The 20370-nt window shown below is 67.6% G+C and carries 13 protein-coding genes; 10 read left to right on the forward strand and 3 right to left on the reverse strand.

Annotated features, from left to right (window positions below; all coding sequences use genetic code 11):
* Positions 1 to 36 precede the first annotated feature (36 nt).
* The 4 genes from GO999_RS08520 (at position 37) to GO999_RS08535 (ending at position 12763) form a co-directional block, all read left to right on the forward strand.
* Positions 37 to 10329: a hemagglutinin repeat-containing protein gene (locus tag GO999_RS08520; protein ID WP_211906120.1), complete on the forward strand. Its 10293-nt coding sequence runs from the start codon at positions 37 to 39 to the stop codon at positions 10327 to 10329.
* 23 nt (positions 10330 to 10352) lie between these two features.
* Positions 10353 to 10739 carry a hypothetical protein gene (locus tag GO999_RS08525; RefSeq protein WP_071508607.1) on the forward strand — a complete coding sequence of 129 codons (387 nt, stop codon included), beginning with the start codon at positions 10353 to 10355 and terminating at the stop codon, positions 10737 to 10739.
* On the forward strand, positions 10736 to 10960 hold the full coding sequence (locus GO999_RS08530) for a hypothetical protein (RefSeq protein ID WP_081365237.1): 225 nt from the start codon (positions 10736 to 10738) through the stop codon (positions 10958 to 10960). The genes GO999_RS08525 and GO999_RS08530 overlap by 4 nt, the downstream gene beginning before the upstream one ends.
* Positions 10961 to 11071: 111 nt before the next feature.
* Entirely contained in the window at positions 11072 to 12763 is a 1692-nt protein-coding gene (locus tag GO999_RS08535) for a ShlB/FhaC/HecB family hemolysin secretion/activation protein (RefSeq protein WP_211906121.1), read from the forward strand.
* Positions 12764 to 13052: 289 nt separating this feature from the next.
* Here the strand turns inward: GO999_RS08535 and GO999_RS08540 are convergent, their stop codons facing one another.
* The 3 genes from GO999_RS08540 to ygfZ all read right to left on the reverse strand — a co-directional run bounded on the left by GO999_RS08540 (position 13053) and on the right by ygfZ (position 15350).
* A complete protein-coding gene (locus tag GO999_RS08540) occupies positions 13053 to 13871 on the reverse strand; it encodes an NRDE family protein (RefSeq protein WP_211906122.1) in 819 nt (272 codons plus the stop codon).
* 121 nt (positions 13872 to 13992) lie between these two features.
* Complete coding sequence (locus GO999_RS08545) at positions 13993 to 14283, reverse strand: DUF4936 family protein (protein ID WP_118872215.1); 291 nt, start codon at positions 14281 to 14283, stop codon at positions 13993 to 13995.
* A gap of 26 nt (positions 14284 to 14309) precedes the next feature.
* Positions 14310 to 15350, reverse strand: coding sequence for a CAF17-like 4Fe-4S cluster assembly/insertion protein YgfZ (gene ygfZ / locus GO999_RS08550; RefSeq protein ID WP_211906123.1), 1041 nt, complete (start codon positions 15348 to 15350; stop codon positions 14310 to 14312).
* Positions 15351 to 15483: 133 nt separating this feature from the next.
* On the opposite strand from ygfZ, the gene mltG reads away from it, so the two are divergent.
* The 6 genes from mltG to GO999_RS08580 all read left to right on the forward strand — a co-directional run bounded on the left by mltG (position 15484) and on the right by GO999_RS08580 (position 20353).
* On the forward strand, positions 15484 to 16482 hold the full coding sequence (gene mltG, locus GO999_RS08555) for an endolytic transglycosylase MltG (RefSeq protein ID WP_019718777.1): 999 nt from the start codon (positions 15484 to 15486) through the stop codon (positions 16480 to 16482).
* Complete coding sequence (gene tmk / locus GO999_RS08560) at positions 16479 to 17096, forward strand: dTMP kinase (RefSeq protein ID WP_064049445.1); 618 nt, start codon at positions 16479 to 16481, stop codon at positions 17094 to 17096. Before mltG ends, tmk begins: the two co-directional genes overlap by 4 nt.
* 81 nt (positions 17097 to 17177) lie before the next feature.
* Positions 17178 to 18188 carry a DNA polymerase III subunit delta' gene (locus tag GO999_RS08565; protein ID WP_011001723.1) on the forward strand — a complete coding sequence of 337 codons (1011 nt, stop codon included), beginning with the start codon at positions 17178 to 17180 and terminating at the stop codon, positions 18186 to 18188.
* Between the two features lie 60 nt (positions 18189 to 18248).
* Positions 18249 to 18638 carry a PilZ domain-containing protein gene (locus GO999_RS08570; RefSeq protein WP_011001724.1) on the forward strand — a complete coding sequence of 130 codons (390 nt, stop codon included), beginning with the start codon at positions 18249 to 18251 and terminating at the stop codon, positions 18636 to 18638.
* A 52-nt stretch (positions 18639 to 18690) separates the two neighbouring features.
* Positions 18691 to 19494 carry a TatD family hydrolase gene (locus GO999_RS08575; protein ID WP_011001725.1) on the forward strand — a complete coding sequence of 268 codons (804 nt, stop codon included), beginning with the start codon at positions 18691 to 18693 and terminating at the stop codon, positions 19492 to 19494.
* The gene (locus tag GO999_RS08580; RefSeq protein ID WP_069079602.1) at positions 19478 to 20353 is read left to right on the forward strand and encodes an ankyrin repeat domain-containing protein; all 876 of its coding nucleotides are present in this window, start codon (positions 19478 to 19480) and stop codon (positions 20351 to 20353) included. Before GO999_RS08575 ends, GO999_RS08580 begins: the two co-directional genes overlap by 17 nt.
* Positions 20354 to 20370 lie beyond the last annotated feature (17 nt).

Genomic DNA, 20370 nt, shown 5'->3' on the forward strand with positions numbered 1-20370 from the left:
CCCGGCCTTGGTAAAAATTGCAAAGCCTGGGTTGTCATGAACGCGAAGTGCTATCGAACCGTCTTCAACGCTGCACGGGGCATGCTGGTGGCCGTGGAGGAGTCGGCCAGGAGCACGGGCAAGGGGCGCGGCGCGGGCAGCCGGGCGAGCCGTCGGCGCGCGTCCGCGCTGACATTGACCGCCGCAGCGGCGCTGGCAGCGCCGGGCTTGAACGCACAATCGCTGACGCCGGACCGTAGTGTTCCCGGGCCGCATCCGGTGGTGGGCGTGGCGGCAAACGGCACCCCGGTGGTGAACATCAATGCACCCTCGGCCGCTGGCGTCAGCTCGAATGCGTTCACGCACTACAACGTCGGCCAGGCCGGCGTCGTGCTCAACAACAGCGGCCAGAATTCGCAGACGCAGATCGCCGGCTGGGTCCAGGGCAACCCGTTCCTGGGCAACAACAGCGCGCGCGTGATCCTGAACCAGGTCACCAGCGGCAATCCGTCCACGCTGGCGGGGCCGACCGAGATCGCCGGCAACCGGGCGAACCTCATCGTGGCCAATCCCGCGGGGATCATCTGTTCGGGGTGTTCATTCATCCAGGCCCCCCGGGTGACGCTGACCACCGGCACGCCGAACTTCGATGCGCTGGGCAACATCTCCAGTCTGTCCGTCCAGCAGGGCCAGATCACCGTCAACGGCGCGGGGCTCGATGCGCGCGGCGCGCAGCTCGATCTGCTGTCGCGCGCCATGGCCATCAATGGCGCGGTATGGGCCGAGCGGCTCAACGCGGTGGCCGGCGCCAACAGCGTCGACTATGGCAGCGTCACGCCCACGGCCATCGCGGGCACGGGGCCAGCGCCGCAGGTCGCTATCGATGTCGGGCAACTGGGCAGCATGTATGGCGGTGGCGCGACCCGTCTGATTGGTACCGAGCAAGGGCTGGGCGTCAACATCGGCGGCAACCTGGCCGCGCTGACCGGGCGGCTGGACCTGTCGGCCAACGGCGACGTCACCATCACGCCCACCGGCCGCGTGCAGAGTGCCGCCGATCTGGCGATTGCCGCGCCGAACGTCACCAACCAGGGCGCGATCAGCACGCCGGGCAACGTGTCCATCTCCGGTAGCACGGCCAATACGGGCAGCGTGGTTGCCGGCGGCAACGTGGCGATCGCTGGGCCGCAGATCACGAACACCGGCACCATCGGCGCGGGAGTCGATGCAAACGGTGGCGTGACCCAGGCCGGCAGCGTCGCGCTCAATGCAGCGGGCACCGTGCGCAATGGCGGCAGCCTGCTGGCGGGCCAGGATATCGGCGTGAGCGCCGGCAGCATCGATACCGGCAACGGCAGCGTCAACGCGCGTGGCGCGGTCACGCTGACGGCGGCGGGCGATGTGTCGAGCCGGGGCGCGGCCGTTTCGGCCAACAGCGTGGCAATCCAGGCCGGCGGCACGCTCGACAACGCGGCCGGCAGCCTGTGGTCGACCACGGGCATGCAGGTGGGTGCGCAGCGCGTGGCCAACCAGGGCGGGTTGCTGGGGGCGGTCGGCGATGTGGCGGTCACGGCCGGTTCGGTGGACAACGGCGCGGGCACCATCGGCTCGCAGACGGGCCATCTGAACGTCAACAGCACGGGCGCCATCGCCAACGCCGGCGGCAAGCTGGTCGCCGCGCAGGATGTGTCGCTCACCGGCACGAGCCTGGGCAACCAGGGCGGCACGGTGTCGGCGCGCAATCTGTCAATCAACACGGGGACCGGCGGGATCGATAACACCGGCGGAACGGTGTCCGCCGCCGGTACGGCTGCAATCGGTGCGGGGGCCGTGGTCAACCGTGGCGGCACGCTGGCTGCCGTGGGTGACGTGGCGCTGAAGGTCGGCCGCCTGGATAACACCTCGGGTGCGCTCGGCTCGCAGACGGCCGGCCTGAAGCTGGACAGTGCTGGCGATGTCGTCAATGCGGGCGGCAAGCTGGTCGCCGCACAGGATGCCTCGATCGCGGCCGCCAGCCTGAACAGCCAGGGCGGCACGATCTCGGCGCGCAACCTGTCGCTGAACACCGGAACCGGCTCTGTCGACAATACCAACGGCACGGTGTCCGCCCGAGCGGCTGCCACGATTGCCGCCGGCAACCTCGTCAACCGGGGCGGCACCCTGGTCGCGGTGGGCGACGTCACCGCACACGTCGGCAGCCTGGACAACACCGGCGGCGCGTTCGGCTCGCAGTCGGGCGGCCTGAACGTGACTAGTGCCGGCGCCATCGACAACGCGGGCGGCAAGCTGGTGGCCGCGCAGGATGCCACCCTCAACGCAGCGAGCCTGGGCAACCAGGGCGGCACGATCTCGGCGCGCAACCTGTCGCTGAACACCGGAACCGGCGCCATCGACAATACCAAGGGCACGGTATCCGCGGCTGGCACGGCGACGGTCGATGCGGGCAGCCTGATCAACCAAGGGGGCACGCTGGTTGCGGTGGCGGATGTGCAAGCCAACGTCGGCCGGCTGGACAACACTGGCGGCGGGCTCGGCTCGCAGTCGGGCGGCCTGAACGTGACCAGTGCCGGCGCCATCGACAATGCGGGCGGCAAGCTGGTCGCCGCGCAGGATGCGTCGCTCACCGGCACGAGCCTGGGCAACCAGGGCGGCACCCTCTCGGCGCGCAATCTGCGGGTGAACACCGGCGCCGGCACGCTCGACAACAGCAATGGGCTGGTCTCCGCCTCCGGTCAGGTCGACCTGACCACGGGCAGCCTCGTCAACCACGGCGGCACGCTGGCTGCGGCGGGCGACGTGACCGCACGCGTGGCCAACCTGGACAATGCCGGCGGCACGCTCGGCTCCAGCGCGGGCAAGTTGAGCATCAACAGTGCAAGCGGTATCGCCAACGCCAAGGGCAAGCTCATTGCCGCGCAGGACGCCACCTTCACCGCCACCAGCCTCGGCAACCAGGGCGGCGCGATTTCGGCGCGCGGCCTGAATCTCAATACGGGCTCGGGCACGCTCGACAACACCCGCGGCGCCGTTTCCGCATCGGGCGCGGCGACGATCCAGGCCGGCAACCTGGTCAACCAGGGCGGCACGGTGGCCGCCGCCGGCAACCTCAACGCCACCGTTGCCGGCCTCGACAACACGGTCGGCGGCGTGCTCGGCTCCAGCGGTGGCAACCTGACGGTCACTAGCGCCGGCAATGTCACTAACGCAAGCGGCAAGCTGCTCGCCGCGCAGGACATTGCGCTGTCGGCAGCAAGCCTGGGCAACCAGGCCGGCACCGTGGCCGGGCGCAATGTCACGGTCAACACCGGCACTGGCGCGCTGGACAACACCGGTGGCGCCATCGCGGCTGCGGCGGCGCTCGATGCGACCGCCGCCGCCGTCACGAACGCCAACGGCGTGCTGCAGGCCGGCGCCACGCTCACCGCGCACAGCCAATCCCTGACGAACACGAGCGGCGCGCTGATCGGCAACGCCGTGTCGGTCAACAGCGGCACGCTCGCCAACCGGCAGGGCACGATTTCATCGGCCACCACGCTGGATGTACAAGGCCAGTCGCTGAACAACGCGCAGGGCAAGCTCGTCTCCAATGGCACCCTGACGATCCACGACGACACCGTCACCAATGCCGGCGGCCAGATCGCCTCCAACGCGGACGTCACGCTCAGCGGCACGACGCTCGACAACAGCGCCGGCCTGATGCACGCGGGCGGCACGCTGTCGGTCAACGGCGCGAGTGTCCTCAACAAGAACACCAGCACGGCCGGCACCGGCATGGAAGGCGCCAACGTGGCGCTGACCGCCACCGCGTCCTTCGACAACACCGCCGGCGCGGTCCGCTCGGACCAAAGCACGCAGATCACCGCGCCGGCCATCGACAACACGCAGGGCGCGATCCAGTCGGCCGGCACGGTCGGCGCCAAGGCGGCAGGGGCGCTGACCAACACCCGGGGCAACCTCACCGGCACCCGCAGCGTGGCGGTCGCGGCCGGCCGCATGAGCGGCGACGGCACGGTGCAATCCCAGGGCAGCGTGTCGCTCGACCTGCAATCGGACTACGTCAACACCGGCACGGTCGCGGCCGGCCAGGACGTCTCGGTCACGACGACCGGTAACGTGACCAACTCGGGCACGCTGTCCGCCGGGCGTAACCTGGCGGTCTCGGCCAACAACATCACGAACACGCAGAGCGGGCAGCTGATCGGCGCCGTGTCCAACACCCTGACCGCGCGGGGCACGCTGTCCAACGATGGCCTCATCGATGGCGGTGCCACCGTGGTGCGCGCGAACACGGTGGTCAACACCGGCCGCCTGTATGGCGACACGGTGGCGATCCAGGCGAATACGCTCACCAACACCGTGAACGCCAGCGGCGTGGCCGGCGTCATCGCCAGCCGTAGCGACATGGACCTGGGCGTGCAGGCGCTCAACAACCAGGAGCACGCGCTCATCTACACGGTGGGCAATCTGCGCATCGGCGGGGCGCTGGATGCGGGCAACCGCGCCACCGGCTCGGCGCAAAGCGTGACCAACGGTTCGGCCACCATCAACGCCGATGCCAACCTCACCATCGCCGCCGCGCAGATCAACAACCGGAACAATCACTTCGCGACCGCGGACCAAACCTCGGCGGGCAGCCATGTCACGTTCTACCGGCTCGACGGCTCGCTGCAGAACATCGATCCGTCCACGGTCTGGCTCTTTCACCAGAACACCGGCGAGTGGCACACCGGCGCCGACTGGCCATGGCTTGGCGACGACGATTACAAGGTCATGGTGATGCCCTCGGCGCAATACCCGTTCGAGCGTTACGGCCCGCCGTTCGATTACAGCAAGGAGGCATCGAAGGTGGCCATGATCGGCGCACCGCTCAGTTTCCCGATCGGCGCCGCCTACAGCCCGGGTGGTGTCTGCTCCGGCGACAACTGCACGGTGAGCGAGTATCCGGAGCACTTCGTCTACTCCGCGAGCGACCGCATCTGGGATGTGTTCGGTATCGCGCGGCCGCAGGAGATCGGGCCGGAGCCCATCCGGGAGGACTATTTTGGTGCCCGGAGATGGCAGTACGACGCCGATCATGCTGCCTGGCAGCAGCGGCATGATGCCGCCCTTCCGCAATACCAGCAGCTGAACAACGCCATCGCCGCGTTCAACCGGGACTTCAGTCACCGGCAGGTCGACCACTTCACCATCTACGACGGCACCCAGCAGGTCACCCGCACCGTCGTGACCCAGAGCGACCCCGGCACCATTACCTCCGGCGGCAGCATGACGCTGAACGCCGGTGTGGTGAACAACGTCGCCAGCCAGATCGTGGCGGGGGGCGACCTGACCGGCAACAACGTTATCGGCACGCGCCCGAACAACGTCGGCATGCAGGGCACGCAGACCGTCACCACCACGGGTCAGGCGATCTATACGCACGTCGATGACCGCGATCGCGTCAACGATGCGCAGCCGTGGCAGGGCCAGACCCAGCAGACCCAATTCCAGCTGGATGTTAGCGCCACCAGCGGCACCGGCCCGAACAGCCAGCACACCGTCAAATCCGTCGCGGTCGCAGCCACGGCCGGCCAAGGCAACGGCGGCGCCACGGCAGTCGCGGATCACATGACGATTGCGGGCGGCACGGCCTCCGTCGCCGTGCCGACGGGCGGCGCCATCCATGCCGTGACGTCCACCGTGGCCGCGCCGGCCGGCAGCACGGTCAGTGCCGGCACCGCCGCCGTGACCGTTCCGAACAGCGGGGCCGTCATCCGCACCGTGGTGCCCAACCTGACGCTGCCCAACAATGCCCTGTACCGCGTCGTCCGCGACCCGGGCAGCAGCGTGCTGGTGGAAACCGATCCGCGCTTCACCAACTTCCGCCAGTGGACGTCCAGCGACGCAATGCTGTCGCAGTTCCGCAATGACCCGGGCGCCACGCTCAAGCGCATCGGCGACGGCTTCTACGAGCAGCAGCTGATCCAGCAGCAGATCATCCGCGCCACCGGCCAGCGCTTCATCGGCGATTACACCAGCAACGAAGACGAGTACAAGGCGCTGCTGGCCGCCGGTGTCGCCGCCGGCAAGACGTTCGGGCTGAACGTCGGCACCGCGCTGACCGACGAGCAGATGGCGCGGCTGACCACCGACATCGTATGGATGGTCAAGCAGACCGTGACACTGGCCGACGGCAGCCGGCAAGAGGTGCTGGTGCCGCAGGTCTACCTGCGCGCCAAGGACACCGACCTCACCGGCGGCGGCACGCTGATGGCGGGCAACAACGTGTCGTTCCAGGCCAAGGGCGACGTCACCAACAGCGGCACCATCGCCAGCCGCAGGGTGACCGTTGTCACCGGCGACAACATCGTCAATACCGGTACGCTGGCGGGCAAGACGTTGCTGGCGCAGGCTGCACAAGACATCAACAACCTCGGCGGCCACATCCAGGGCGACCAGGTGCTGCTGAGCGCCGGGCGTGATGTGAACCTGACCAGCACCAGCACGTCCACCGCGAACGCCACCACCCTCGGCACCAACATCAGCCAAGTGGCGAGCGTCGCGGCTGGCGCGCTGTCGATTCAAGCCGGGCGGGACGCCAACCTGACGGCGGCAGCCATCAACACATCAGGCGACGCCACCATCACGGCCAACCGCGACGTCAACCTGAACGCGCTGCGGCAATCGAGCGAGGAGCACATCAACTGGGGCAACCAGAACCGCTCGGACCGCTCGTCGTATGCGGATACCGGCACGCAGATCCAGTCGGGCGGCAAGCTCGCGATCGGCGCCGGGCAGGATGTGAACGCCACGGCGGCCTACGCCAACGCGACCGGCAGCATCCAGGTCGTGGCCGGGCGGGACGTCCATCTCAACGCCGGCCAAAGCCATCAGGACGTGCGGGATGAGCACTTCCAGAAGGAAACCGGCTTCATGTCGTCCAAGACGACACACACCATCGATTCGGTATCGCGGACCGATGCGGCCGGTACCACCCTCTCGGGCGATACCGTCGCCGTCCAGGCGGGCCACAACCTGACCGTGGCGGGCAGCACGGTGGCCAGCACCAACGGCACCAGCCTGGCTGCGGGCAACGATCTAACCGTTACCACCACGCAGACCAGCAGCAGCGAATCGCACTACCGCGAGGAGAAGAAGAGCGGCTTCGGCGCCACGGGTAACGGTTTGTCCTACGGCAACAAACAGCAGACGGACATTGCCAACGACAACGCCAACACCTATGCCGGCAGCCTGATCGGCAGCACCAACGGCAACGTTACGCTCAAGGCTGGCGGCGACCTGCACCTGACCGGCAGCCAGGCCGTGGCCGGCGGCGACCTGACCGCGATCGGCCGCAACGTGACGATCGACGCGGCGGCCGGCACGACGCATCACGACGAAACGCACATCACCAAGAGCAGCGGGTTCACGCTTGGCCTGTCCGGCGGCGCGGCGGGGCTGATGCAGGCGGCCTCGTCGCAGATGCAGGACGCGGCCGATGCCAAGGATGCGCGAGCCTCGGTGCTCAACGGCATGGCGATGGGCCGCAGCCTGTACGACGCAGGGAACATCCTGGGCGGCAAGAAACCGATGGACGAGGTCTCGGTAACGCTTTCGTGGGGCACCAGCCAGAGCAAGAGCACCTCGACCGAAGACGCCACCCGCAACCAGGGCAGCACGCTGATGGCAGGCGGCAAGGCGACGCTGATCGCCACCGGCGCCAAGGACGCCAACGGCAACCCGGTGGCCGGCACAGGCAACCTGACCATTGCCGGCAGCGGCGTCTCGGCGAAGGACGTGGTGCTGGGGGCGGCCAACGCAGTCAACCTGGTCGCCAGCCAGGACACCGATAAGACGCGCAGCGAAAACAGTTCGTCGTCGGCGAGTGTGGGTATCTCGTATGGGACCAAGGGCTTCGGTGTGTCCGCCTCGATGAGCAAGGCTCATGGTGACTCCAACAGCGATGCGGTCATCCACAACAACACCCACGTGACGGGCAGCGACAGCGTGACCATCGTGTCGGGCGGGGATACCAACCTGCTCGGCGCGCAGGTCAACGGCGGCAAGGTCGTGGCCAACGTGGGCGGCAACCTGAACCTGGCCTCGCAGCAGGACACCACCAAGGCCTCGTCGCACCAGCAGAGTATGGGCGGCGGCTTCAGCATCAGCCAGGGGGGCGGCAGTGCCAGCGCCAGCTTCACCACGCAGAACGGCCACAGCGACTACAAGGGCGTGCAGGAGCAGACCGGCATCTATGCGGGCAAGGGCGGCTTCGACATCAACGTCAAGGGCAATACCGACCTGAAGGGCGCGGTGATCGCCAGCGCGGCCACGCCGGACAAGAACACCCTGACCACCGGCACGCTGAGCTTCTCGGACATCCACAACCATTCGGAGTACAGCGCATCGAGCTTCGGGCTGAGCGGCGGCGTTGGCTACCAGTCGGAGAAGAAATCGGGCGAGACGTCGAAAGCGGAATCGGAGGAGCCCCGCAAGAAGGCCGCCCCGGGCGGCTTCTCGCCGATGCTGCCGCTGATGTCATCCGGTAGCGCGGACAGCACCACGCGCAGCGCGGTGGCCGAAGGCACCATCCGCATTACCAACCAGGCACAGCAGAAGCAGGACCTCGCCACGCTGAGCCGGGACACGTCGAACACCAACACGGTGCTGGACAAGAACCCGGACCTGGGCGAGATCCTGAGCCGGCAGGCCGAGCTGCAAAAGGCGGCGAGCGCAGCGGGCGAGGCGGTGACGCGGACCATCGGCGACATCGCAGACAGCAAGCGCGACGACGCGCTGGCCGAGGCCGACAAGGCTCACAAGGCGGGCAATGAGGAACTGGCCAACAAGTACCGGGCTGAAGCCGACCAGTGGAAGGAGGGCGGGGAGTATCGCGCCGGGCTGCACATGGCGGGCGGCGCGCTGGTGGCCGGCCTGGGCGGTGGCAGTGCGATCGGCGGTGCGATCGGCGGTGCGATCGGCGCCGGAGCGGCATCGCTCGCTGCGCCGCAGCTGACTGAACTGGCGGACAAGGTTGCGTCGTCCGTGGGCGGCGGGGTTGCTGGGCAGATGGCGGGCAATGTGGTGGCGAACGTGGCGGCGGGGGCGGTTGGGTCGGTTGGTGGGGGCTCCGGGGCGTTCATGGGCAGCAATGTGGATCGGTATAACCGCCAACTGCACGAGAAGGAAACCAGCGTCATCCGCAACAAGGCCCGGCAGCTCGCAGCCGCGGGAGGCATCAGCTACGACGACGCCCTTGAGCGCTTGTCCTCGCAGGCATTGCGGGATGTCGATGCAGCGTATGCCGCCGCGCATCCGGGCGTGGACATGCAGGCACAGGCGTGGTTGAACCAACTGAAGGCGGAGAACCCGGAAGGGTTCAACCACATGCCGTTGTTCCAGGCGACACAGGCGGAGTACAACGATTCCACCCTGTATGCCGGCACGAAACTGATGAATCCGGATATTTACGCGGCCGCCAATCGCACGCCGATCCCGGGGACCATCAGCCCGAATCGGGTGAATCTGATGCCGCTGGTGACGGGCAATGCCAAGTCCCTGGCCAACACCGCCATCGAGGCCCTCAACAAGGGGATGGCGATCGTCAGTGGCCCGTTTGGTCCGGACGTGTCGATGCCGCTGATTCCGATGACAGAGGAAGAGCGTGCAGCTGCGGGGGCAACGGCGGTCATGGCGGCGCCGTTTGGGGTGCGTGGGAGTGTAGCTGCCGCCGATGCGAATACGGCTGCGGCGACCGGGCGGGCTGCTGATGCGGCGAATGCCGCGCGGGCTGGTGAAACGCCGACGTGGACGGCGAATGGTGGGGCATACTCGCAGAGTTCGGCGGGGGCGGGGACACCGGTCACTACTGTGCGTGCTGGGCCGGGGTATTCGGCTGCGGATGTGGTGCCGGGGCGTGTGTCAGGAGAAGCTGCAAACTCTGCACCAAACAGTGCAACCGCCGCTGACACAGCCACTAGTAGTGCTCCGAAGTCCGGGTTTCTCTTCCGTGGAGATGGTCGTTTACCGGGCGTGGCTTTCAACGAAGGCTTCGTACCCCGAGGTACGAACACTGACCTGTACAAGTACGCGAGCGAGAACGAGCCCAGCATTTTTGTGCCCACCTCGAAATCGCCGAACGTCGCTCGTGAATTTGCAGATATGCAAGGAGAGGGGTATGTGTACACCATTCGTGGCCAGCGCCAAGGTCTTGACGTAAATGCGATACTTGGTCCGCGAAGTCCGCATCCCGATGAGTTGGAGATTGCTGTCCCTGGAGGTATTAGTCCGTTTGACATCATGGGGGCTCGCCAAGTCGGACCTAATGGCACCTTTGTTGGGCCGTTCATCAAAAATCCTGGATATCGGTGACTCTAGTCATGGCAAGTGTTTGTGTGGAAATCGCCTCCTTCTCTGGTGAGCGAGAGCCTTGCGAGATCGAATTCACACAAGGCGTGCCGGGCACGCTGTGCGTCCGCAGCGCGCGCTTCGGCGCGCTATCGTTCACCGATGACAACCTGTTTGCTGCAATGTCAGCATATCGCCGCCGACTTGAGCAGGATGGCTATCTTCTTCTGTGCAATGGTGCCCGTAGGGACGCGTATCCGTCACAGATGATCTTGGAAATGGGTGGTGGTCGGAAAATCTACCTACTGCAGCCTGGGAGGCAGACCTCACGGCAAGACTTGGTGGACATCTTTGGTGCGGCAACCATCGAGCAAGTTTGCACGGTGGCGGAACAACGAGCCTCTTATGACGCATGGATCAGGAGTTTGAGATGAGCGGCAATGCAGAACATGAAATCACGCCTGAAGTAATACAGGCTGGCCGAGAGAACCCCAACGGTTGGGTGTACAAAATCGAGGGAACATATGGGCCAACAGAATATGTTCCACCAGAGGCGATTGTCGGGGCATGGAGGGTTGATGCACATGGCAACCTTACCGGCGAGTTCATGCCGAACCCTAAATATCAACCGGGCTTCTCGAAAGCCAACAAGTAACCATCCAGCGGCGAGCAGGGTCATCTCCACCCGTCGGCATTCTTGACTTTCCTACAACTCAGCCCTCGCCAACCTCAGTAACTGAGGCTCGCCCGCCACTACTTCCTCACCATGCTGTCTGCTGTTTCACGCGCCGCAGCCCTTTGGGCCGGCGCGGCGAGTTCGCTCGCCATTGCCCAGGTCATTCCACCACAAATCAGTCCTGGACCGGAAGTCCAGCGCTTGCAAGAACAACAACTCGACCAGGCCCGCGACCGCGCCAACGCCCGCCCCGACGTCTTCACGGCGCCTGCCCCTGCGCAGCCGATCACACTGTCTGCGTTGCCCAAGGAAACGCCGTGTTTCGCTATCCAAGGCATCGTCCTCGAAGACAACGTCTTCAACTGGCTGCCCTACCTGCTCCAGCCCGTGAACGGCCAGTGTGTCGGCAAGCAGGCGCTGGAGGCCATCGAGCTTCAGGCCAACAACGCGCTCATCGAGCACGGCTATGTCACCTCGCGCGTGCTGATCCCGCAGCAGAACCTAGCCTCAGGCACGCTGCGGCTCAAAGTGTTGCCGGGCCGCATCGGCGCTATCCGCAACGCCTCGGACGACAACATCGGCTGGGCGCGCATGGCGCTGCTGGCCGGGCCGGGCGATCTGCTCAATCAGCGCGATCTGGACCAGGCGCTGGAAACCGTCCGCCGCCTGCCGGGCCAGTCGGAGGCGAGTTTCGACATCGTGCCCGGTGCGCATGTCGGCGAGTCGGACATCGTGCTCAAGCCCGGCACCGAGAAGCGCTGGCACGCCACACTGTCGGCGGACAACACCGGCATGAAGAACACCGGCAAGTACCAGATGAGCGGCTCGCTGGTCATCGATTCGCCGCTGCACCTGTATGACCAGCTGGCGATTTCCGCGTCGTCCAATACGGACCGTGGCGCGGCGACGCAGGGCACGCGTTCGTACAGCATCAACTGGAGCGTGCCGGTCGGCTATGCGACGGTGTTCGTGGGAGCCAACCGGTCGCGCTATCGCCAGACGGTGGCCGGGTTCGAAGATCCGATCGTCTACAGCGGGCAGAGCTCCGAGGTGAACCTGGGGATCAGCGGGGTGCTGCATCGCGATGCCACGTCCCGCACCGGCGCGCAATTCAAGGTCTTCCGCAAGATCAACCGCAACTACCTGGACGACACGGAGATCGAGGTGCAGCGCCGCGACGTGGTGGGCTATGAGGCGTCGATGTCGCACCGGCACTACCTCGGCCCCGTGGCGCTCGATGGCGGGATCGCGTGGCGCGAAACGCTGCCTGACCATTCGAACGTGCCGGGTGTGGTGGTGGGCGATCCCACCTACGGCGGCCGCTCGCAGATCGAAACCGCGAATGCAAGCTTGTACTGGCCCTTCAAGGTCGCCAGCCAGGTGTTCGAGTTCAGCAGCAACTGGGCCATTCAGCATGCCCGCACGCGCGTGCTGCCGAGCGATTACTTCACGATCGGCAACCGCTACACCGTACGCGGTTTCGACGGCCAACTGACGCTGGCGGCCGAGGACGGCTGGTATTGGCGCAACGAGCTGGCGTGGCGTGTGGCCGGACAGGCCATCTACGGCGGCATCGATGTGGGTAAGGTGCACGGCCCGAGCGCCGAATCCTTGCTCGGCGAGCAGTTGGTCGGTGCCGTGATCGGTGTGCGCGGGCGGGTGCCGTCGGGGCGCTATGCGACGGTCAACTACGATCTGTCGTTCGGCTGGCCGTTGTCGAAGCCGGCGGGCTTCCGCACCGAGCGGCCGGCGGTGATGGCGCAGGTGGGTGTCGAATTTTAGGGCGGTGGAACGCACTCAAAAGTGCGAAGCGTTCTCGGCGGCGGAGGGTACCTGTCGCGCAGTTCTTTTCCGGATGCGCAGGCACACCGGCGCCGATTTCGGACAGGGCAAATTGGCGTGATTGGCCGCGTAACCTGGTCAAGCGCTCTTCAGATGCATCGGGCCGTTCCGCCATATCCCGCATGCGATGGCAGCCTGCGCGGGCACGGCATGCCATGCATCGCAATCGCAGCGCCCTTCAGCGGCTTGACCCGATATCGCCAGCGCACCCTCCCGGGCCGGCGCGCCGTTACGGCGTATCGGCCTGGGTCACCGCGTCGAGCACGCCCAGGTAGCGCGTCTCGCCGATCTGACCCTGCGCGTCGAAGCGCCGCTCGGTCACGTCGAAGCAGCCGTCGTGGCGGATGCGCAGCACGGTGCTGGCGCGCGTGCCGTAGCGCGGGGAGCGGATGAAGGCGGCCGACAGCAGCTTTTCCCATTCCGGCGCCACGCCGGTGGCGGGCAGGGCGCCGAGGGGGGCTTCGCGCGTCTCGGCCAGCAGGTCGAGGTAGCGCGCCACGTCGATGGCGTTGCCGTGGCGGCCGGTATCGGCGGCCAGCGCCTCGGCGAAGGCGGCGACACGGTGCCGTACCTTGAACCACGGCGTATCGAGCAGCGCGTTGGACAGCCCGTACACGCCGGGCGCGAGCTGGCGCGGCGCCTTGGCGCGGTTGCTGGTCCACCAGAGTTCGTCGCGCGTGGCGGTCAGCAGGTTGTAGCCGTTGTAGACGCCGTTGCGGGCCTTCAGCTGGTCGAGGTAGGCCGGAATCGAGGCGTCTTCGGCGGCCAGGAAATTGGCGACCAGCTCGCCGCGCGAGCGGGCATCGGGCCGCCGCTCGGAGGGGGCGCGGTAGTTGGTGAGCGCGGCGAAGCGTCCGTCGCGCGTCATGCCCATCCAGGTGCCCGCGTGGCCGACCACCTGGGCCAGGTCGCGCCCGGCCAGCACGTGGGGCGCATCGCTCCACCACGCCAGCGGCGCGGCAGGGCGGTCATAGAATTCGTCCCGGTTGGCGGCCACCACCAGCGCATAGGCAGGGTGCGCGTGCCAGGCCGTGAGAATCAGGCACATGAGAACATCCTTGTGAACACGCCGCGCTCGGGGCCATGTGATGACCCGCGTTGCGCGACCTCCGGCCAAGCATAGCAGCCTGCCGGAACTTTGCAGCGACGATTGCGGGCGAGGTGCGGCGTCAGTTGTTGTCGAACTCGGCGAAGCACTCGGCGTGCCGCTCGCCCGCGACGAATTCGCGTGGGCCGCCGGTCTCCCACAGGCCGGCCAGCGTGGCGGCGAAGGCGGGCGGGATGTCGTGGTAGCACTCCATCCACGTGGCCAGGCCGTCGCGCACTTCGGGCCGGCGCATCAGCGCGCCGGACACGCCGGTGGCCTCTTCCACCGTGTCGAGCCAGCGCTGCCAGCGCGGCAGGGCGGCCGCGGCATCGCGCTCGGCGATGCGGAAGTAGACGAACAGATGGTCGGCCATGGGCGGCTCGCGATGCGTGTCGGCTGTCAGGCGCTTTCCGCGACGGGAATCGCGTACGGCAGGCGTTGCAGCGTCAGCACCGGACCATCGGCGGTGGCCAGGTGGATGACCGTGTCGAGCGCATCCAGCTTGAGCTCGACCAGCAGGTCGGTGCCGCCGTCCGGCGCCATCGCGGCGTTGACCACCATACCGCACGGCTGGTTCGGGTCGGCCGCGCTGAAGACTTCGGCGCCGGCCGAGGTGGGCGCATCGACGTGCGCCCGCTGCATGCGCCGCTTGAGCGTGCCGCGGTACTGGCTGCGCGCCACCACCTCCTGGCCCGGATAGCAGCCCTTGCGGAAATCCACGCCGCCGATCAGCTCCAGGTTCACCATCTGCGGCACGAACTGCTCTTGCGTCGACAGCGTGATCGATGGCACACCCGCCTGCAGGCCGAGCCAGTCCCACACTTCGGTGCCGATCAGCGCCAGCCGCGACGACAGCGTCTTCCAGGCGTGCTGGAAGTGCTCCGCGTGCACCAGCCACTGGTAGCGCGCCCGGTTGCCGGCATCCGGCAGGCGGACCACCGCGCCGACCTGCTGGCCCACCGTGGCGGACTGCTGCGCGACGGCATAGGGCGCATCGGATTCGGGCAGCACGGCGCCGGCCGCGCGCAGCGCATCGGCCGCGTCCGGCCCGGCGACGGTGATGGCGATGAACTCGTCCATCGGGCGCAGCTTGGCCTTGGCGCGCAGCACGAACATCGACAGGCGCTTGGTGATCGCGGGCGCGACCAGCCTGTCGGTCTGCAGCACGATGGTGTCGGCCTGGCGCCACAGAAGCAGCGTGGCCAGCAGCCGTCCCTTGGGCGAGCAGTAGCCGGCCGGCCGCGCCTGTGTCAGGCCCAGGCCGGTGACCGCGTTGGTCAGCTGGTTGTGGAGGAATTCGGCCGCATCGGCGCCTTCGACGGCAATGCGGGCCAGGTTGGTCGGCGCGCACAGCACGCTGCCTTGCGCGGCATGGGTGAACTGCACGTCGAGCGGGGGAAAGCTGAGCGTATCGACGAAATCCTGGAAGACGTCATTCATGGTATGCAGGCGGCCGGAGATTGACCCGGTATTATATGGGGCTGTTCGGCGTGCATCTGGGGCGCGCTCAACCCTCTTTCAAGTGCGGGCAAGACCGGCGGAAGCCGGTTCCGTGGGCAACATCCGAATTTCGATGCTTTCTTTTCTCAAGCGCTTGCTGTTGCTGGCGATCCTGGTCGGGCTGGCCGCCGCGGGCGGCGTGGTGTGGTGGGCCCGGCAGCCGGTGAGCCTGTCGGCGTCGCCGCTGGAAGTGGTGATCAAGCCCAACTCGAGCGTACTCTCGGTCGCGCGGCAGCTCGAGCACGGCGGCGTGGACGTGCAGCCGCAGCTGTTTTCGCTGGTGGCGCGCGCCGTGGGCAAGGCGACCAGCCTGAAGGCGGGCGGCTATGAGCTGGAAGCCGGCGCGACCCCGCTGTCGATCCTCGACAAGATGGCGCGCGGCGAGGTCACGCACTACGTCGTCACCGTCATCGAGGGCTGGAGCATGCGCCAGATGCGCGCGGCGGTGGACGCCGAGCCGGCGCTGCGGCACGAGACCGCCGGCCTGCCGGACACCGAGCTGATGCGCCGGATCGGCGCGACCGAGGCCACGCCGGAGGGCCTGTTCTTCCCCGACACCTACCTGTTCGCGCGCGGCAGCAGCGACGTCGACCTGTTCCGCCATGCCTACCAGGCCATGCAGAAGCGCCTGGCCGAGGCGTGGGCCAGGCGCGCGCCGGGCCTGCCGTACAAGACGCCCTACGAGGCGCTGACCATGGCCTCCATCATCGAGAAGGAAACCGGCCAGAAGCGGGACCGCCCGATGGTGGCATCGGTGTTCGTCAACCGGCTGCGCAAGAACATGCTGCTGCAGACCGACCCGACCGTCATCTACGGCATCGGCGCCGGCTTCGACGGCAACCTGCGCAAGCGCGACCTGCAGACCGACACGCCGTACAACACCTACACCCGCATCGGCCTGCCGCCCACGCCGATCGCGCTGCCGGGCATGGCCTCGCTGGACGCGGCGATGAATCCGGCGCCGTCCGATGCGCTGTACTTCGTCGCGCGCGGCGACGGCACCAGCCAGTTCTCGACCAACCTCACGGACCACAACCGGGCCGTCAACAAATACCAGCGCGGCCAACCATGACCGGCAAGTTCATCACATTCGAAGGCATCGACGGCGCGGGCAAGAGCACGCACCTGGCGTGGTTCGCCCAGCAGCTCGAAGCGCGGCTGGCGCCGCAGGGCAGGAAGGTGGTGGTGACCCGCGAGCCGGGCGGCACGCCGCTGGGCGAGCGCCTGCGCGAAGTGCTGCTGCACGAGCGCATGCACCTGGAGACCGAGGCGCTGCTGATGTTCGCCAGCCGCCGGGAGCACATCGCCGAAGTGATTCAGCCGGCGCTGGAGCGCGGCGACTGGGTCATCTCCGACCGCTTCACCGATGCCACCTTCGCCTACCAGGGCGGGGGCAGAGGGCTGGCGATCGAGCGGCTGGAGGCGCTGGAGCAGTGGGTGCAGCAGGGCCTGCAGCCGACCAGGACACTGCTGTTCGATCTGGCGCCGGAGGTTGCCGCGGCCCGGCTGGCCGATGCGCGCACGCCCGACAAGTTTGAGGCGGAGTCGGCCCAGTTCTTCGTCCGCACGCGCGCCGAGTACCTGCGCCGCGCCGCCGCCGAACCGGGGCGTTTCGTTATCATCGATGCCGCCCGCGCGCGCGACGATATCCGGAAAGACCTGGAGAAACTGCTTGCAAGCCTTTGATGCCGCAGGCAATTTCGGTCACCGAAATAATGGTTCCACGGCAAGATTCTGCTTGAAGAGTCCTGCGCAACCCATTGATGCATGATGCTTTATCCATGGCAATCCGCTGACTGGACGCGCCTGCAGGCCATGCGGGCCAAGCTGCCGCACGCCATCCTGCTCAGCGGCCAGGCCGGCACCGGCAAGCGCGATTTCGCCATGCACTTCGCGCAGGGGCTGCTGTGCGACACGCCCACCGCCGACGGCCGGCCGTGCCAGACCTGCGCCGCCTGCAACTGGTTCGCGCAGGGCAACCACCCGGACTTCCACCTGGTGCGTCCCGAGGCGATGGAAGACTCACCCGACACCGAAAAGGATGCCGAAGGCAAGAAGAAGGCGCCCAGCAAGATCATCCGCATGGAGCAGGTGCGGCAGCTGATCGAGGCCATCGGGGTCGGCACGCACCGGGCCGGGCTGCGCGTGGTGGTGCTGTATCCCCTCGATGCGCTGCAGACCGAGGGCGCCAATGCGCTGCTGAAGACGCTGGAGGAGCCGCCGCAGGACACCGTTTTCCTGCTGGTGACGGACCGCATCGACCGCATCCTGCCGACCATCCTGTCGCGCTGCCGGCAATTTCCGCTGCAGCCGCCGCAGCCCGAGGCCGCCCGGCAGTGGCTGGAGGGGCAGGGCGTGCCGCACGCGCAAAGCCTGCTGGCGGAATTCGGCAACGCGCCGCTGGCCGCCCTGCAGGCCGCCGAATCGGAAGAGCGCCCGCTGCTGCAATTCCTGCTGGAACAGCTGGCCCAGGGTGCCAGGCTGGATGCGCTGGCAACGGCCGACCACCTGCAGAAATTGTCGGTTCCGGCGGTTCTCAGTACCATGCACCGGTGGATCTTCGATCTGATGGCGGCGAGGCTGGCGGGCCGTCCGCGGTATTTCCCCGCGCAGCGCGATGCCCTGCTGCGCTGCGCGGGCGCCATCCCGCTGGAGCGCCTGGAGCGGTTCGCGCGGGCCTTGCCCGAGCGGCGGCGCACCGAACAGCACCCGCTGGCCGCGCGGGTCGTCATCGAAAGCCTTTTGCTGGATTACCGGCAGCTCTTTCCGGCTGCCTGAACTTCAACGTTTGGAACCTCTGTGAGCACTGCACCTATCCGTACCCCGGGCACGCCCGGCATGCCGGCCGCCCCCGGCACTCCCGCCGCACCGGGCATGGCCCCGCCCGCGACGACGCGCCCCGGCATCCTGTCGCTGGCGATCAAGGACGAGGCCGGCCTGTATGCCGCCTACATGCCGTTCCTGAAGAACGGCGGCATCTTTGTGCCGACCCAGCGCCCGTACCGCATCGGCGAGGAGGTCTTCCTCGTGCTGTCGCTGCTGGACCGGCCGCAGAAGTACCAGGTCGCGGGCCGGGTGGCCTGGATCACGCCGGTGGGCACGCCCAGCCGGACGCCCGGCATCGGCGTGCACCTGGGCGAGGACGAGCCCGGCCGCAACCTGCGCCGCGTGGTGGAGGAACTGCTGGGCAAGAACATCGGCAGCTCGCGGCCCACGCAGACACTCTGATCCCATCCTGATACGGCGCCTGAAAAGGGCGCCGTAATGCGCTGATTCTTCGATGTTTGTCGATTCCCACTGCCACATCAATTTCCCCGATCTGCGCGCGCGCCTGCCGGAGCTGCTGGCGCACATGCGCGAGAACCGGGTCACGCACGCGCTGTGCATCTCGGTCACGCTGGAGGACTTCCCCAGCGTGCTGGAGATCGCCGAGCAGGAACCGAACATCTACGCCACCGTGGGCGTGCACCCGGACGCCGAGGCGGACCTGGAGGAAGGCACGCGCATCGAAGAGCCCACGCTGGAGCGCCTGCTGGCGCTGGCCGACCATCCGCGCGTGGTCGGCATCGGCGAGACAGGGCTGGACTACTACCGCCTGAACGGGCGCTCCGTGGCCGACATGGAATGGCAGCGCGAGCGCTTCCGCACCCACATCCGCGCGTCCAGGCAGACCGGCAAGCCGCTGGTGATCCACACCCGCTCGGCGGCCGACGATACGCTGGCCATCATGCGGGAAGAGGGCGCCGAGGCCGCGCGCGGCGTCATGCACTGCTTCACGGAAACGTGGGACGTGGCAAAGGCCGCGCTGGACCTGGGCTTCTACATTTCGTTCTCGGGCATCGTCACCTTCAAGAGCGCGGCCGATCTGCAGGAAACCGCCAGGAAGGTACCGCTGGACCGCATGCTGATCGAGACCGACTCGCCGTACCTGGCGCCGGTGCCGTTCCGCGGCAAGACCAACGAGCCGGCCTACGTGCGGCACGTGGGCGAATGCCTCGCCACGCTGCGCGGCGAGCCGCTGGAGCACATCGCCAGCGCGACAACCGAGAATTTCTTCCGTCTATTCAATGCGATACCGAGATAACCTCAAGCGGAGCCTGAAGCAGGCCGCGCTGGCGGCCGGGCTGCTGATGACGATGTCGTGCGCCGTCCGCGCCACGCCGCAGGATGACCTGCGCTCCGCGGTCGAATACAACCGGCCGGCGCTGGTGCAGAAGCTCGTCGCACAGGGTGTCGACCCGAATCTGGACACGCGCGACGGCACGCCGCTGCTGGTGGATGCGCTCAAGGACAAGAACATCGACGTGGCCGAGGCGCTGATCCGCGCCAAGGGGCTCGACTTCGAGCGCGCCAACGCCGCCGGCGAGAACGCGCTGATGATGGCTGCCTACCAGGGCCTGCTGCCGCTGGTCCGGCTGATGGTCGAGACCTACGACGTGGAGGTCAACAAGACCGGCTGGACCGCGCTGCACTATGCCGCCACCAACGGCCATGACGCCATCGTCCAGTACCTGCTCGACCATGGGGCCTATATCGACGCCGAAAGCCCGAACGGCACCACGCCGCTGATGATGGCGACCATGGGCGGGCAGATCACCACCGTCAAGCTGCTGTTGGACGAAGGCGCGGACATGAACCTGCGCAACCAGCAGAAGATGGACGTGATCGACTTCGCCAAGCGCTACCACCAGGACGAGATCGCCGCCGGGCTGGAGTCGCGCCGGCGCAAGCTGGCCGAGCCGGGCGCGCAGCCGGTGCCCGCGCGGCAGCCGGCGGCGCCTGCGGGGATGCGGCCCGCCGCGCCCGTGGTGCCGGACGTGCCCGCGCCGATGCCGGCGCCACGCGCACCCGGGTCCGCCATCGACCGCGATGCCACCAGCGGCCTGCCGGGCTCGCTGTCGGACCAGAAGACGGTTCCGCCGCCGGACCTGCGCGGCAATTGAGGCCGGATGCGCGGCGG

It is taken from the genome of Ralstonia nicotianae, assembly GCF_018243235.1.
Lineage (GTDB): Bacteria > Pseudomonadota > Gammaproteobacteria > Burkholderiales > Burkholderiaceae > Ralstonia > Ralstonia nicotianae.

Coding starts and splice junctions, on each gene's coding strand:
- GO999_RS08520 (WP_211906120.1), top strand. CDS start 37: ATGAACGCGAAGTGCTATCGAACCGTCTTCAACGCTGCACGGGGCATG.
- ygfZ (WP_211906123.1), bottom strand. CDS start 15,350: ATGAATGACGTCTTCCAGGATTTCGTCGATACGCTCAGCTTTCCCCCG.
- GO999_RS08540 (WP_211906122.1), bottom strand. CDS start 13,871: ATGTGCCTGATTCTCACGGCCTGGCACGCGCACCCTGCCTATGCGCTG.
- GO999_RS08580 (WP_069079602.1), top strand. CDS start 19,478: ATGCGATACCGAGATAACCTCAAGCGGAGCCTGAAGCAGGCCGCGCTG.
- GO999_RS08575 (WP_011001725.1), top strand. CDS start 18,691: ATGTTTGTCGATTCCCACTGCCACATCAATTTCCCCGATCTGCGCGCG.
- GO999_RS08570 (WP_011001724.1), top strand. CDS start 18,249: ATGCCGGCCGCCCCCGGCACTCCCGCCGCACCGGGCATGGCCCCGCCC.
- GO999_RS08535 (WP_211906121.1), top strand. CDS start 11,072: ATGCTGTCTGCTGTTTCACGCGCCGCAGCCCTTTGGGCCGGCGCGGCG.
- tmk (WP_064049445.1), top strand. CDS start 16,479: ATGACCGGCAAGTTCATCACATTCGAAGGCATCGACGGCGCGGGCAAG.
- mltG (WP_019718777.1), top strand. CDS start 15,484: ATGCTTTCTTTTCTCAAGCGCTTGCTGTTGCTGGCGATCCTGGTCGGG.
- GO999_RS08530 (WP_081365237.1), top strand. CDS start 10,736: ATGAGCGGCAATGCAGAACATGAAATCACGCCTGAAGTAATACAGGCT.
- GO999_RS08565 (WP_011001723.1), top strand. CDS start 17,178: ATGATGCTTTATCCATGGCAATCCGCTGACTGGACGCGCCTGCAGGCC.
- GO999_RS08545 (WP_118872215.1), bottom strand. CDS start 14,283: ATGGCCGACCATCTGTTCGTCTACTTCCGCATCGCCGAGCGCGATGCC.